The sequence below is a fragment of the Streptomyces sp. NPDC060205 genome (assembly GCF_042728395.1).
Taxonomy (GTDB): Bacteria; Actinomycetota; Actinomycetes; order Streptomycetales; family Streptomycetaceae; genus Streptomyces.
Window position 1 is genome coordinate 20,689 of the sequence record NZ_JBHWZP010000063.1, and the last position, 15,071, is coordinate 35,759.

Annotated in this window: 12 protein-coding genes; 10 read left to right on the forward strand and 2 right to left on the reverse strand. The window is 71.6% G+C overall.

The window, feature by feature from the left end:
* Positions 1-365: 365 nt before the first annotated feature.
* Complete coding sequence (locus ACFWGJ_RS14100) at positions 366-1,331, forward strand: DMT family transporter (RefSeq protein ID WP_387323597.1); 966 nt, start codon at positions 366-368, stop codon at positions 1,329-1,331.
* An 81-nt stretch (positions 1,332-1,412) separates the two neighbouring features.
* Here ACFWGJ_RS14100 and ACFWGJ_RS14105 read toward each other — a convergent pair whose 3' ends face one another.
* Entirely contained in the window at positions 1,413-2,108 is a 696-nt protein-coding gene (locus tag ACFWGJ_RS14105) for a hypothetical protein (RefSeq protein WP_381833401.1), read from the reverse strand.
* 313 nt (positions 2,109-2,421) lie between these two features.
* Here ACFWGJ_RS14105 and ACFWGJ_RS14110 point away from each other — a divergent pair, with 313 nt between their 5' ends.
* The 8 genes from ACFWGJ_RS14110 (at position 2,422) to ACFWGJ_RS14145 (ending at position 12,810) form a co-directional block, all read left to right on the forward strand.
* Entirely contained in the window at positions 2,422-3,216 is a 795-nt protein-coding gene (locus tag ACFWGJ_RS14110) for a TIGR03084 family metal-binding protein (protein WP_387323599.1), read from the forward strand.
* The gene (locus ACFWGJ_RS14115; protein WP_387323601.1) at positions 3,213-5,015 is read left to right on the forward strand and encodes an acyclic terpene utilization AtuA family protein; all 1,803 of its coding nucleotides are present in this window, start codon (positions 3,213-3,215) and stop codon (positions 5,013-5,015) included. The genes ACFWGJ_RS14110 and ACFWGJ_RS14115 overlap by 4 nt, the downstream gene beginning before the upstream one ends.
* Entirely contained in the window at positions 5,012-6,610 is a 1,599-nt protein-coding gene (locus ACFWGJ_RS14120; protein WP_387323604.1) for an acyl-CoA carboxylase subunit beta, read from the forward strand. Before ACFWGJ_RS14115 ends, ACFWGJ_RS14120 begins: the two co-directional genes overlap by 4 nt.
* Positions 6,611-6,654: 44 nt before the next feature.
* Complete coding sequence (locus tag ACFWGJ_RS14125; RefSeq protein WP_387323605.1) at positions 6,655-8,532, forward strand: acetyl/propionyl/methylcrotonyl-CoA carboxylase subunit alpha; 1,878 nt, start codon at positions 6,655-6,657, stop codon at positions 8,530-8,532.
* 114 nt (positions 8,533-8,646) lie between these two features.
* Positions 8,647-9,837, forward strand: coding sequence for an acyl-CoA dehydrogenase family protein (locus ACFWGJ_RS14130; protein ID WP_387323607.1), 1,191 nt, complete (start codon positions 8,647-8,649; stop codon positions 9,835-9,837).
* A 65-nt stretch (positions 9,838-9,902) separates the two neighbouring features.
* On the forward strand, positions 9,903-11,468 hold the full coding sequence (locus ACFWGJ_RS14135) for a 4-coumarate--CoA ligase family protein (RefSeq protein ID WP_387323623.1): 1,566 nt from the start codon (positions 9,903-9,905) through the stop codon (positions 11,466-11,468).
* Entirely contained in the window at positions 11,465-12,208 is a 744-nt protein-coding gene (locus tag ACFWGJ_RS14140) for an enoyl-CoA hydratase family protein (protein ID WP_387323609.1), read from the forward strand. The genes ACFWGJ_RS14135 and ACFWGJ_RS14140 overlap by 4 nt, the downstream gene beginning before the upstream one ends.
* On the forward strand, positions 12,196-12,810 hold the full coding sequence (locus ACFWGJ_RS14145) for a TetR/AcrR family transcriptional regulator (protein ID WP_387323613.1): 615 nt from the start codon (positions 12,196-12,198) through the stop codon (positions 12,808-12,810). The genes ACFWGJ_RS14140 and ACFWGJ_RS14145 overlap by 13 nt, the downstream gene beginning before the upstream one ends.
* A 106-nt stretch (positions 12,811-12,916) precedes the next feature.
* Here ACFWGJ_RS14145 and pdxH read toward each other — a convergent pair whose 3' ends face one another.
* On the reverse strand, positions 12,917-13,606 hold the full coding sequence (gene pdxH / locus ACFWGJ_RS14150; protein ID WP_387323616.1) for a pyridoxamine 5'-phosphate oxidase: 690 nt from the start codon (positions 13,604-13,606) through the stop codon (positions 12,917-12,919).
* Between the two features lie 313 nt (positions 13,607-13,919).
* On the opposite strand from pdxH, the gene ACFWGJ_RS14155 reads away from it, so the two are divergent.
* Positions 13,920-15,020, forward strand: coding sequence for a citrate synthase 2 (locus tag ACFWGJ_RS14155; RefSeq protein WP_387323619.1), 1,101 nt, complete (start codon positions 13,920-13,922; stop codon positions 15,018-15,020).
* The last annotated feature ends 51 nt before the right edge of the window (positions 15,021-15,071 follow it).

Genomic DNA, 15,071 nt, shown 5'->3' on the forward strand with positions numbered 1-15,071 from the left:
GGAACGGCGCGCTCAGCCCCATCGGACCCGCACTGACCGTACGACCTTGCCCCCCCACCCCCTAAGGGGCGCGGGGAACGGCGCGCCCAGCCCCATCGGACCCGCACTGACCGTACGACCTTCACCCCCACCCCCTAAGGGGCGCGGGGAACGGCGCGCCCAGCCCCAGCGGACCCGCACACCCCCACGCCCCGCACCCCCACCCCCGCCCACAAGGTCCCCCACCCCCAGCAGAGCGCACGCGTAAGCTGCAAAACCGCTTCACAACCCTGACCAAGTCCATTACCCTGGACTGGCAAGTCCACCACGATGTACACACCGCGCACCCGACCGACCTGACCCGACCCGAACTTCCTGGACGCCCCGTGACCATCCCCCGCGCCGACCACCCCCTCCCGGTCGCCGACCCCGCCACCGCCGCGGCGACCCCGGACCCCACGTCCGAGCCCTCCGCGGAGGCGACCCCCCGAGGCATCAGGGCCCTGGGCCCGGTGGGCCTGGTCCTGGCCGGCGGCATCAGCGTCCAGTTCGGCGGCGCCCTCGCCGTGAGCCTCATGCCGCGAGCGGGAGCGCTAGGCGTGGTCTCCCTGCGCCTCGCCGTCGCCGCGATCGTCCTGATGGTGATCTGCCGGCCCAAGCTGCGCGGCCACTCCCGCGCGGACTGGGGCACGGTCGTCGTCTTCGGCATCACGATGGCCGCGATGAACGGCCTCTTCTACCAGTCGGTGGCCCGCATCCCGCTCGGCCCCGCCGTCACCCTCGAAGTGCTCGGCCCGCTGATCCTCTCGGTGGTCGTCTCCCGCCGGGCCGTCAACCTCGTCTGGGCCGGCCTCGCCCTGGGCGGTGTCTTCCTGCTGGGCGGCGGAGGCTTCAGCACCCTCGACCCCATAGGTGTCGCCTTCGCCCTGTCGGCAGGCGCCATGTGGGCCGCGTACATAGTTTTCAGCGCCCGTACGGGGCGCCGCTTCCCGCAGGCCGACGGGCTCGCGCTGGCGATGGTGGTCGCGGCGGTGGCGTTCCTGCCCCTGGGCCTCGTCGAGTCGGGCAGCAAGCTGCTGAATCCGACCACGTTCGCCCTGGGCTCGGCCGTCGCGGTCCTCTCCTCCGTCCTCCCATACACGCTGGAACTGCTCGCCCTGCGCCGGATGCCCGCCTCGACCTTCGCGGTCCTGATGAGCCTGGAACCGGCCGTCGCCTCGATCGCCGGCTTCCTCGTCCTGAGCCAGACGCTGTCCGTCACGGAAGGGCTCGCGATCGGCCTGGTCATCGCGGCGAGCATGGGAGCGGTACGCACCCAGGTGGGCCGCGGAAAAGCCAAGAACGTGGGCTAGGGGAGTCACTGCGGGCCCGTTGACCGGACGCTCCCGGGGTGCGGACCGGGGGCGCGGCGACCGAGGAGGGCGGGCCCTCTCTCAGGTCGCGGACGCGGGCGGTACGGGGCCGCCCTTCGAGTCCGTGCGACGGTTCCGTGCCTCCTGCGACAGCTTGGTCAGGTAGGCGAAGAGCACGTTCTTCCTGCTGTGCCCCTTCAGGCGCAGATAGACGAGAAGGTCGAGCAGGACCGTGTCGTAGTGGACGTGCGGGCCGGCGCAGCCGTAGATGTAACGCCTCTCGATGTGGCTGCGCAGCGTCGTGTCCACCTTGGAGTCGGCGGTGGCGCGGGCCATGACCTTCTGCAGGTTGTCCGTCACGGTCTGGCTCTGTTCGGCGAACGAACTGCCGGCCGTGGTGGCGTAGTGGAAGTTCACCGACTGCCAGTAGATGTTCTCGCTCGGATCGGTGGGCTTGTCGTAGAGCTTGTCCACGCTCACGTGCATGATCTCGTGGAGTATCGAGGCCGTGCGGAACGGTGCGTCGTCCGTGGTGGCCTCCCCGGACGAGTACGCGGGGTCGTAGGTGACGAGGGGATGGGCGCCCATCGTCGCCTGCGCCACATGTCCGTCGTTCTTCTTGGTGAAGGTGATCTCGTCGATCAACGCCGCGCATTCGTCGAGAAGTTCGGCGAAATGCGGTTCGTCGGACGCGTCGTCGGGCAGTGCCGTTCCACCGGCGTCCTTGATGAGCCTGTCCAGAGCCAGGCGACGCAGGGGTTCCGAATGGGTGCTCATGTGGCCCTCTCTGTAACCCTGTCGGATGTCGGGACGGGTGACCGCGGTGTGCGCCCCCGCCGTACACCGCATGCTGCTCCCGGGTGAAGTGTCCGGCAATGCCTGGAACGCACCTCAATAGGCACATGTGTGTTGCCTGACCCATGAGGTCGCGACAATCCATGGCATGGGCTCACGTGTGTGCAGCCCCTGCGTCCGCATCAATCAATGCAAGCACGCTTGATTGTTTCTCCGGCCGCTGCCATGCTCCAGAACGCACCGCACACCATGCGCCGCGCACCGCACACCGTTGTGCCCCGAGGGGAGCGCCATCGTGTCCGACCCGTCGTCCGTGATCGACGATCTGAGCCGGGAGAGCGAGCAACTCGACGCCCTGGTGGGTGAGTTGGAGGAGGAGCGCTGGACGCTCGCCACCCCGGCCCCCCGGTGGACCGTCGCGCACCAGATCGCGCACCTCGCCTGGACCGACCGGTCCGCCCTGCTCGCCGTGACCGACGCCCCGGCCTTCGCGCATGAGGTCGAGAAGGCGCTCGCCTCGCCCGACGGTTTCGTGGACGAGGGCGCGGACGAGGGGGCCGCGCTGCCCCCGGACCGACTCCTCGCCGAGTGGCGTGCCGGGCGGCAGGCACTGGAGAAGGCCCTGCGCGCGGCACCCGCCGGAACGCGCTTCCCCTGGTACGGGCCGCCCATGTCGGTGGCCTCCATGGCGACGGGCCGTCTCATGGAGACGTGGGCCCACGGCCAGGACATCGCGGACACCTTGCATGTGATGAGGCCACCCACCGACCGTCTCCGTCATGTGGCGCGCATCGGTGTGCGGGCCCGGAACTTCGCCTTCGGGGTACGAGGGCTCACCCCGCCGGAGGAGGATTTCCGTGTAGAGCTCACCGCACCCTCGGGCGAGGTGTGGGCGTACGGCCCCGAGGACGCCGCCCAGCGCGTCACCGGCCCCGCGCTCGACTTCTGCCTGCTCGTCACCCAGCGGGCGAACCGCGTCGACCTCGCGGTCCGGGCAAAGGGCCTCGACGCCGACCGCTGGCTGGACATCGCCCAGGCCTTCGCGGGCCCACCCGGCACGGGCCGCGCACCGAAGGGGACCACGGAATGACCGGCGGTCCCAGTACCGGCCGCCCCACCACCGGCCGCCCTGCCTCCGACGCACCCGGCCCGGCGCCGGACCCGGCCACCCGCGCCACCCGCCCCCTGCGCATAGGCAACGCCTCCGGCTTCTACGGCGACCGGTTCGACGCCATGCGCGAGATGCTCACCGGCGGCCCGCTGGACGTCCTGACCGGTGACTACCTCGCCGAACTCACCATGCTCATCCTCGGCCGCGACCGCCTGAAGAACCCGGCCGGCGGTTACGCCCGCGCCTTCCTGCGCCAGCTGGAGGAGTGCCTGGGCCTTGCACACGAGCGGGGCGTACGGATCGTGGCCAACGCGGGCGGCCTCAACCCGGCCGGACTCGCCGACGCCGTACGGGAGCTGGCGGCCCGGCTCGGCATCCCGGCGCGGATCGCCCACGTCGAGGGCGACGACCTCACCGCCCGCCACCCCGGTCCGGGGAACCTCGCCGCGCACGCCTACCTGGGCGGCGAGGGCATCGCCACCTGTCTGCGCGAGGGCGCGGACATCGTCGTCACCGGCCGGGTCACCGACGCCGCCCTGGTCACCGGGCCCGCGGTCGCCCATTTCGGCTGGGCGCCGGACGCGTACGACCGGCTCGCGGGAGCCGTCGTCGCCGGGCACGTGCTGGAGTGTGGCACGCAGGCCACCGGCGGCAACTACGCCTTCTTCACCGAGCACGACCCGGCCCGGCTGCACCACCCGGGCTTCCCGGTCGCAGAACTCCACGCGGACGGCACGAGCGTCATCACCAAGCACGACGGCACCGGCGGCGTCGTGGACCTCGGCACGGTCACCGCCCAGCTCCTGTACGAGACGGCGGGCGCCCGGTACGCGGGCCCCGACGTCACCGCCCGCCTCGACTCGGTCCGCCTCACCCAGGAGGGCCCCGACCGCGTACGGGTCGACGGCGTGCGGGGCGAGGCGCCGCCGCCCACGCTCAAGGTCGGGCTCAACCGGCTCGGCGGCTTCCGCAACGAGGTCGCCTTCGTGCTGACCGGGCTCGACATCGAGGCGAAGGCCGCGTTCGTGCGGGCCCAGCTGGAGGCCGCGCTCGCGGGAGCCAAGCCCCGCCCCGCCGAGGTCCGCTGGGAACTCGTCCGCACCGACCGCCCCGACGCGCCCACCGAGGAGACCGCGAGCGCCCTGCTGAGGCTCGTCGTGCGCGACCCCGACCAGGACGCCGTGGGCCGCACGCTCAGTGGAGCCGCCATCGAACTGGCCCTGGGCAGCTACCCCGGATTCCATGTGATGGCACCACCGGGAAAGGGCGCCCCCTATGGGGTCTTCGAGGATGTGTACGTCCCCCATGTGGATGTGGACCATGTGGCGGTCCTCCACGACGGACGCCGGATCACTGTGTCGCCGCCCCACGACACCCGCGTACTCCAGCCGCTCGCACCCGCTCAGGAACCGCCGCTCCCCGAACCCCTCCCCATCGCCGGGTCCGCCGTGCGCCGCGCGCCCCTCGGCCGCGTCGCCGGGGCCCGCAGCGGCGACAAGGGCGGCAACGCGAACGTCGGCGTCTGGGTACGCACGGACGACGCCTGGCGCTGGCTCGCCCACACCCTCACCACGGATACGTTCCACGAACTCCTCCCGGAGACGGCAGAGTTGACCGTCGTACGGCACGTCCTGCCCAATCTGCGCGCCCTGAACTTCGTCGTCCAGGGGATCCTCGGCGAGGGCGTCGCCGCGCAGCACCGCTTCGACCCGCAGGCCAAGGCCCTCGGCGAATGGCTGCGCTCCCGCCACCTCGACATACCGGAGGTACTGCTGTGACGGTCCTGGCGTCCGCGCTGGACACCTCCTCCGCCGACTACGCGGCCCACCGCGAGTCCATGCTCGGCAAGCTCGCCGACCTCGACACCGAGCACGCCAAGGCCCTCGCGGGCGGCGGCGAGAAGTACGTGGCCCGGCACCGGGGGCGCGGCAAACTGCTCGCCCGCGAACGCATCGAGCTGCTTATCGACCCCGACACCCCGTTCCTCGAACTGTCGCCGCTCGCCGCCTGGGGCAGCGAGTACACGGTGGGCGCCTCGCTCGTCACGGGCATCGGTGTCGTCGAGGGCGTCGAGTGCCTGATCACGGCCAACGACCCGACCGTACGCGGCGGAGCCAGCAACCCCTGGAGCCTGAAGAAGGCCCTGCGGGCCAACGACATCGCGTACGCGAACCGTCTCCCGAGCATCAGCCTCGTCGAGTCGGGCGGCGCCGATCTGCCCTCCCAGAAGGAGATCTTCATCCCCGGGGGCGCCATCTTCCGGGACATCACCCGGCTCTCGGCGGCCGGTATCCCGACCGTCGCCGTCGTCTTCGGCAACTCCACCGCGGGCGGCGCGTACATCCCCGGCATGTCCGACCACGTGATCATGGTCAAGGAGCGTGCGAAGGTCTTCCTCGGCGGGCCGCCGCTGGTGAAGATGGCCACCGGCGAGGAGAGCGACGACGAGTCCCTGGGCGGCGCCGAGATGCACGCGCGCGTGTCGGGACTCGCCGACTACTTCGCCGTCGACGAGCGGGACGCCCTGCGGCAGGCGCGGCGCGTGGTCGCCCGCCTCAACCACCGCAAGGCGTACGCCGATCCGGCCCCGTCCGAGCCGCCCAAGTACGACCCCGAGGAACTGCTGGGCATCGTGCCCGGCGACCTCAAGCACCCCTTCGACCCGCGCGAGGTCATCGCGCGGATCGTCGACGGCTCCGACTTCGACGAGTTCAAGCCGCTCTACGGGACGAGCCTGACGACCGGCTGGGCGAACCTGCACGGCTATCCCGTCGGCATCCTCGCCAACGCGCGCGGCGTGCTGTTCAGCGAGGAGTCGCAGAAGGCCGCCCAGTTCATCCAGCTCGCCAACCAGCGCGACATCCCGCTGCTCTTCCTGCACAACACCACCGGCTACATGGTCGGCAAGGAGTACGAGCAGGGCGGCATCATCAAACACGGCGCGATGATGATCAACGCGGTGAGCAACAGCCGCGTCCCGCACCTGTCCGTCCTCATGGGCGCCTCCTACGGAGCGGGCCACTACGGCATGTGCGGCCGCGCGTACGACCCGCGCTTCCTGTTCGCCTGGCCCAGCGCCAAGTCCGCAGTCATGGGCCCGCAGCAGCTCGCCGGCGTCCTGTCGATCGTCGCCCGGCAGTCCGCCGCCGCGAAGGGGCAGCCGTACGACGACGACGCCGACGCGGCCCTGCGCGCCATGGTGGAGCAGCAGATCGAGTCCGAGTCCCTGCCGATGTTCCTGTCCGGGCGCCTGTACGACGACGGCGTCATCGACCCGCGCGACACCCGGACCGTCCTCGGCCTGTGCCTGTCCGCCCTCCACACGGCCCCCTACGAGGGCGCGCGCGGCGGCTTCGGCGTCTTCCGGATGTGAGAGGCGTGAGTGATGTGACGGGCGTGAGTGATGTGAGAGGCCCCATGATTGCGAGTCTGCTGGTCGCCAACCGCGGCGAGATCGCCTGCCGTGTCTTCCGCACCTGCCATGAGCTGGGCATCCGTACCGTCGCCGTGTACTCGGACGCCGACGCGGACGCGCTCCACGCGCGCGTGGCCGACTCCGCCGTACGCCTGCCGGGCAGCTCGCCCGCCGATACGTATCTGCGCGGCGAGCTGATCGTGAAGGCCGCCGTCGCGGCGGGCGCCGACGCCGTCCACCCCGGCTACGGCTTCCTCTCCGAGAACGCCGACTTCGCGCGGGCCGTCCTCGACGCGGGCCTCGTCTGGGTCGGCCCGTCCCCCGAGGCGATCGAGGCGATGGCCTCCAAGACCCGCGCCAAGGAGCTGATGGCCGCCGCCGGGGTGCCGCTGCTCGCTCCCCTGGACCCGGACGCCGTGACCGCGAAGGACCTGCCCGTCCTGGTGAAGGCGTCGGCGGGCGGCGGCGGACGCGGCATGCGGATCGTCCGCGAACTCGTCCACCTGAAGGATGAGCTGGCGGCAGCCTCCGCGGAGGCCCGGAGCGCCTTCGGGGACGGCACGGTCTTCGTCGAGCCGTACGTCGAAAACGCGCGGCACGTCGAGGTGCAGATCGTCGCCGACGGCCACGGCACGGTGTGGGCGCTCGGCACCCGCGACTGCTCCCTCCAGCGCCGCCACCAGAAGGTCATCGAGGAGGCCCCCGCGCCGGGCCTCGGCCCCGAGACGGAGCAGCGCCTGCTCTCGGCGGCGACGGCAGCCGCCCGCACGATCTTGTACACGGGCGCGGGCACGGTGGAGTTCCTGGTCTCGACCGATCGCGTCGGCGAGGACCGCGTCCACTTCCTGGAGATGAACACCCGCCTCCAGGTCGAACACCCGGTGACGGAGGCTGTGTTCGGGACGGACCTGGTCGCCCTGCAACTGCGCGTCGCCGAGGGCGGCACCCTCGACGGCGACCCGCCGGCCCCGTCCGGCCACGCGGTCGAGGCCCGCCTCTACGCCGAGGACCCCGCCCAGGACTGGGCCCCGCAGACCGGCACCCTGCACCGCCTGGCCGTACCCGGCGTCCGCCTGGACACCGGCTACGGCGACGGCGACACGATCGGCGTCCACTACGACGCCATGATCGCCAAGGTCGTCGCCCACGCGCCCACCCGCGCGGAGGCGGTCCGCAGACTCGCCGGAGCCCTGGAACGGGCGACCGTCCACGGCCCGGTCACCAACCGCGACCTGCTCGTACGCTCCCTGCGCCACGAGGAGTTCACGGCGGCCCGGATGAACACGGCCTTCTACGCACACCACCTCGCCGACCTCACCGAGGCGGCCCCGGACCCGTACGCCCCCCTGGCCGCCGCGCTCGCCGACGCGCACGGCCGCTCCCGGTTCGGCGGCTGGCGGAACCTGCCCTCGCAGCCGCAGAGCAGGCGCTACCTCGTGGCGGGGGAGGAGCACGAGGTCCACTACCGGCACACCCGGCAGGGCCCGGCCGCCGACGGCGTCCAGGTGGTCCAGGCCGGCGCGGACCTCGTCGTACTCGACATAGCGGGCGTACGCCGCAAGTTCGCGGTGTCCCGCTACGGCGACCGGGTCCACGTGAACGGCACCACGCTCACGGCCCTGCCCCGCTTCCCCGCCCCCGAGCCCGACCACGCGCCCGGCTCCCTCCTGGCCCCCATGCCCGGCACGGTCGTCCGCCTGGCGGAAGGCCTCGCGGAAGGAACACCGGTCCGGTCGGGCCAGCCCCTGATCTGGCTGGAGGCGATGAAGATGGAACACAAGATCACAGCCCCGGCATCCGGAACCCTGACGGCCCTGCGCGCCGCCCCTGGCCAACAGGTCGAGGTGGGCACCTTGTTGGCGGTCGTCGAGCCCACATAGGGGCGCGGGGAACGGCGCAATCTTTCGTCTTTGTCCTTCAGGGGCGCGGGGAACTGCGCGACCAGCCACGACGCACCCGTACCCGCCCCCGCACCCTCCACCCGAGGAGCCCTCATGGCAACGGTCCTGGAATCCGAAGAGCACAAGGCCCTCCGCGCAGCGGTGTCCGCCCTCGGCAACCGCTACGGCCGCGCCTACCTCGACAAGGTCATCGCGGAAAAATCCCACCCCACCGAACTGTGGGCGGAAGCCGCCAAGCTCGGCTACCTCGGCGTCAACCTTCCGGAGGAACACGGCGGTGGCGGAGGCGGCATAGCCGAACTCTCCATAGTCCTCGAAGAACTCGGCGCCGCGGGCTGCCCCCTGCTCATGATGGTGGTCTCACCGGCCATCTGCGGCACGGTGATCGCCCGCTTCGGTACCGAAGAGCAGAAGCGGGAGTGGCTCCCGGGCCTCGCCGACGGCACCCGCACCATGGCCTTCGGCATCACCGAGCCCGACGCCGGCTCCAACAGCCACCGCATCACGACCACGGCCCGCCGCGCGACCGACGGCCCGGCGGGACAGCCGGAGGGCCGGGCCGACTGGATCCTCACCGGCCGCAAGGTGTTCATCTCGGGCGTCGACATCGCCGACGCCACTCTCGTCGTCGGCCGCACGGCGGACGCCCGCACCGGCAAGCTCAAGCCGTGCCTGTTCATCGTCCCGCGGGACGCCCCCGGCTTCGGGCGACGGCAGATCGACATGGAACTGCACGGCGCGGAGAAGCAGTTCGAGCTGACCCTGGACGACGTACGGCTGCCCGCCGACGCGCTCGTCGGCGACGAGGACGCGGGCCTGCTGCAGCTCTTCGCGGGCCTGAACCCCGAACGCATCATGACCGCCGCCTTCGCCATCGGCATGGGCCGCTACGCGCTGTCCAAGGCCCTCGTCTACGCCCGCGAACGCACCGTCTGGCGCGAGCCCATCGGCGCCCACCAGGCCATCGCGCACCCCCTCGCCCAGGCCCACATCGACCTCGAACTCGCCCGCCTGATGATGCAGAAGGCCGCCCTCCTGTACGACTCCGGGGACGACGTCGGCGCCGGGGAGGCCGCCAACATGGCGAAGTACGCGGCGGCGGAAGCGTGCGTGAAGGCCGTCGACCAGTCCGTGCACACGCTCGGCGGCAACGGCCTGACCGGCGAGTTCGGCCTCGCGTCGCTCATCACCGCGTCCCGGGTGGCCCGTATCGCACCCGTCAGCCGCGAGATGATCCTCAACTACGTCTCGCACCAGACCCTGGGCCTGCCCAAGTCCTATTAGGCACCATCTCCCGTACAGCCTCCGGCTTCCGTGCAACTTCCGGCTCCTGGAAAGGGCCCGCCATGGTGTTCCGCAGCGAGTACGAGGACGTTCCCGCCGTCGAAGAACCCATCCACGAGGCGGTGCTGGGCAGCGCCGCCTCCCGGGGCGACGCACCCGCGCTGATCGACGGCGTGAACGGCATGACCCTCACCTACGCCCAACTCGACACGTTCCACCGCCGGATCGCCGCCGCGCTCGCCGAACTCGGCGTCCGCAAGGGCGACGTGCTGGCCCTGCACAGCCCCAACACCGTGGCCTTCCCCACGGCGTTCTACGCCGCCACGCGCGCGGGGGCGTCGGTCACCACCGTGCACCCCCTCGCCACGCCCGAGGAGTTCGCGAAACAGCTGCGGGACTGCGCCGCCCAGTGGATCGTCACCGTGTCGCCGCTCCTGGAGACGGCCCGCGCGGCGGCCGAACTCGCGGGCGGCATCCGGGAGATCCTCGTCTGCGACCAGGCCGAGGGGCACCGCTCGCTGCTCGACATGCTCGGCTCCACCGCCCCCGAGCCGCGGATCGACATCGACCCGGTGGCGGACGTGGCGGCCCTCCCGTACTCCTCGGGGACGACCGGCAGCCCCAAGGGGGTGATGCTCACCCACCGGAACATCGCCACCAACCTCGCGCAGCTGACGCCGACCATGCCGATGGGCCCCGGCGACCGCATCCTTGCCGTGCTGCCGTTCTTCCACATCTACGGGCTCACGGCCCTGATGAACGCACCCCTCAGGCAGGGCGCCACCGTCGTCGTGCTGCCGCGCTTCGACCTCGACACGTTCCTCGCCGCCATCGAGAAACACCGCATCACCGGCCTCTACGTGGCCCCGCCGATCGTCCTCGCCCTCGCCAAGCACCCGGCCGTCGAGGGCTACGACCTGTCGTCCCTGAAGTACGTCATCAGCGCGGCGGCCCCCCTGGACGCCGAACTCGCCGAAGCGTGCTCGCGCCGGCTCGGCCTGCCGCCGGTCGGCCAGGCGTACGGCATGACGGAACTCTCGCCCGGCACCCACGTAGTCCCGCTGGCGGAGACGGACCCGCCCCCCGGAAGCGTCGGCAAACTCATCGCCGGCACGGAGATGCGCATCGTCTCCCTGGACGACCCCGGAAAGGACCTCGGCGTCGACGAACGCGGCGAGATCGTCATCCGCGGCCCCCAGGTCATGAAGGGGTACCTCGGCCGGCCCGTCGAGACGGCCCAGATGATCGACGACGACGGCTGGCTCTCCACCGGGGACGTCGGCCACGTCGACGCGAACGGCTGGCTGTACGTCGTCGACCGGGTCAAGGAACTCATCAAGTACAAGGGCTTCCAGGTGGCCCCCGCCGAACTCGAAGCCCTCCTGCTGACGCACCCCGGCATCGCCGACGCGGCCGTCATCGGCGTCTACGACACCGACAACAACGAGAGGCCGCACGCGTACGTCGTACGCCAGCCGGCCGCGCCCGACCTCACCGGGAACGACGTCATGGAGTACGTCGCCGAGCGCGTCGCCCCGTACAAGAAGGTCCGGCACGTCACGTTCCTCGACGCCGTGCCCAGGGCGGCCTCCGGGAAGATCCTCCGACGAGAACTGCGGGAGCGCGCATGACGACGGTGCGGCGGTCGTACGAGCGCGGAATCACCACCCTCGCGCTCGACGCGCCCGAACGGCGCAACGCCCTCTCCGCCCGGCTGGTGGCGGACCTGGCGGACGCGCTGACGGAGGCCGGCAAGGACGGTGACGTACGCGCCGTCGTCCTCACCCACACCGGCAACACCTTCAGCGCGGGCGCGGACCTCAACGACCCGCCGCACCCCGACACACTCGTCGCCCTGCTGCGGCAGATCGTCGAACTGCCCAAGCCCGTCGTCGCCCGCGTCACCGGACACGTCCGCGCGGGCGGCCTCGGGCTGCTCGGCGCCTGCGACCTCGCGGCGGCCTCCCAGGAGGCCACGTTCGCCTTCACGGAGGTACGCATCGGGGTCGCCCCCGCCGTGATCTCGCTGCCCCTCCTGCCGCGCCTCGACCCGCGCGCGGTGGCCCGCTACTACCTCACCGGCGAGAAGTTCGACGCGGCCGAGGCCGCCCGCATCGGCCTCGTCACGGTGGCGGGGGCGGCGGGGGAGGCCGTGGACGACGTACTCGCGCCGGTGCTCGACGGACTGCGACGGTCCTCGCCCCAGGGGCTGGCCGAGACGAAGCGGCTGCTCACGGCTAAGGTGCTGGACACCTTCGACCGGGACGCGGCCGACCTGACCGCGCTCTCGGCCCGGCTGTTCTCCTCCGCGCAGGCCCGCGAGGGTATGACGGCCTTCCTCGAACGACGGGATCCCTCATGGGTTTGGTGAACGGCGCGGCGCAGGCGCCGGTGGAGCGCGTCCCCAAACAGGACCGCAGCCGCGCCACCCGGCAACGCCTCCTCGAAGCCGCGGTCGCCTGCCTCGCCGAACGCGGCTGGGCGGGCTCCACGGTCTCCGTCGTCGCCGAACGCGCCGGAGTGTCGCGGGGCGCCGCCCAGCACCACTTCCCGACCCGCGAGGACCTCTTCACGGCGGCCGTCGAGTACGTCGCCGAGGAACGCTCCACCGCGCTGCGCGCCCTCTTCCCCGAGGGCGCCGCGGACCGCCGTGCCGTCGTCGCCGCCCTGGTCGACCTCTACACGGGACCCCTGTTCCGCGCCGCCCTGCACCTGTGGGTCGCCGCGTCGAACGAGGACCAGTTGCGCTCCCGCGTCACCGAACTGGAAGGCCGCGTCGGCCGCGAGACCCACCGCATCGCCGTGGACCTCCTGAACGCCGACGAGACCCGCCCGGGCGTCCGCGAAACGGTCCAGGGCTTCCTGGACATGTCCCGAGGCCTGGGCCTCGCCAACCTCCTCACGGACGACACGACCCGCCGCGCAAGGGTGGTCACCCAATGGGCAGCAATCCTGGACAACGCACTGGGCTGAGGTTTTCTTGCCTCCAGGGGCGCGGGGAACGGCGCAGTCTTTTGCCTTCAGGGGCGCGGGGAACTGCGCGACCAGCCACGACGGACCCGCAGACGCAATCCGGACCTCAGGGACTGAGCCTCTCGACCCGCCACTGCCCGTCGGGCACAGCCACGTACCGCAACCGGTCGTGCAACCGATTCTCCCGCCCCTGCCAGAACTCGACCGCCCGGGGCGAAACCCGGAACCCACCCCAGTGCGGCGGCACAGGCACCTGCTCCCCCTCGGGATAGCGCGCGACCAAGGACGCGTACGACGCATCCAGCTCGTCCCGCGAGGACACGACAGAGGACTGCGTACTCGCCCAGGCCCCCAGCTGCGACCCATGAGGCCGCGTCCGGAAGTACGCAGCCGTCTCGTCCCGCCCCGTACGCCGCGCGGTCCCCGAGACGACGACCTGCCGCGCCACCGGATGCCACGGGAAGAGCAACGACACGTGCGGATTCTCCGCCAGCTCGCGCGCCTTGCGGGACTCGTAGTTCGTGAAGAAGACGAAGCCCCGCTCGTCGTACTGCTTCAGCAGCACCGTGCGGGAACTGGGCCGCCCCTGCGCGTCCGCCGTGGACACGACCATCGCGTTCGGCTCGTACACCCCGCCCCGCGCCTCACCGTGCGCCGCGGCCTCGACGAACCAGCGCGCGAACTGCTCCATGGGGTGGTCGGCCAGCTCGGTCTCGTCGAGTCCCGCGGCCCGGTACTGCTTGCGCATCGACGCGGGGTCGAGCGAGGGGCCGAGAAGGGGGTCACTGTCGGTCACCCGGTCATCCTGCCGTACTCGCCGCCGGGCGTGGGCTTCATCACTGACTGGCACTGAGTGCCGCGTACTCTCCCCAAAGGTGACACCAAGGGATATCGTCCTGCTGCCAAGAGGTTGGGTGACCGCCGACCGCACGGGGCATGACCGGAGTGACGTACGGACCGCGAGTCCATGAGGCGACCGCGTAACCGCACGCTCGCACCCACCAAATACACCGCACGAGGACACCGCACCACCCACCCCTCGCACAGCTCACCCCGCACAGCGCACATCCCACACATCGTCTGTCGCACACATCATGAGGAGCCGCCTGATGTCCGACTTCGTACCCGGACTTGAGGGAGTCGTCGCTTTCGAGACGGAGATCGCCGAACCGGACAAGGAGGGCGGCGCCCTGCGGTACCGGGGCGTCGACATCGAGGATCTGGTCGGCCACGTCTCCTTCGGCAACGTCTGGGGGCTGCTCGTGGACGGAGCGTTCAACCCCGGCCTGCCGCCGGCCGAGCCGTTTCCGATCCCCGTCCACTCCGGTGACATCCGCGTGGACGTCCAGTCCGCGCTCGCCATGCTCGCCCCCGTGTGGGGCCTCAGGCCACTGCTCGACATCGACGAGAAGCAGGCGCGCGCGGACCTCGCCCGCGCCGCCGTCATGGCCCTGTCGTACGTCGCCCAGTCCGCCCGCGGCCAGGGCCTGCCGATGGTCCCGCAGCGCGAGATCGACAAGGCGCAGTCCGTCGTCGAACGCTTCATGATCCGCTGGCGCGGCGAGCCCGACCCCAAGCACGTGGCGGCGGTCGACGCCTACTGGACCAGCGCCGCCGAGCACGGCATGAACGCGTCCACGTTCACCGCCCGCGTCATCGCCTCCACCGGCGCGGACGTCTCGGCGGCCCTCTCCGGTGCCGTCGGCGCCATGTCGGGCCCGCTGCACGGCGGTGCCCCCTCGCGCGTCCTCGGCATGATCGAGGAGATCGAACGCACGGGCGACGCCGACGCGTTCGTCAAGCAGGCCCTCGACAAGGGCGAGCGCCTGATGGGCTTCGGCCACCGGGTGTACCGCGCCGAGGACCCCCGCGCGCGTGTGCTGCGCCGCACCGCCCGGGAACTGGGAGCGCCCCGCTTCGAGATCGCCGAGGCGCTGGAGAAGGCGGCCCTCGCCGAACTGCACGCCCGCCGCCCGGACCGTGTCCTGGCGACGAACGTCGAGTTCTGGGCCGCCATCGTCCTGGACTTCGCCGAGGTGCCGGCCCACATGTTCACCTCGATGTTCACGTGTGCCCGTACCGCCGGCTGGTCCGCGCACATCCTGGAGCAGAAGCGCACCGGCCGCCTCGTACGGCCGTCCGCGCGCTACATCGGCCCCGGCACCCGCAACCCGGCCGAGATCGAGGGCTACGGAGACATCGCCCACTGATTTCTTATGGGTGCACGGCACATGTGGCGGCGCTCCCCGGGGTCACGGGGC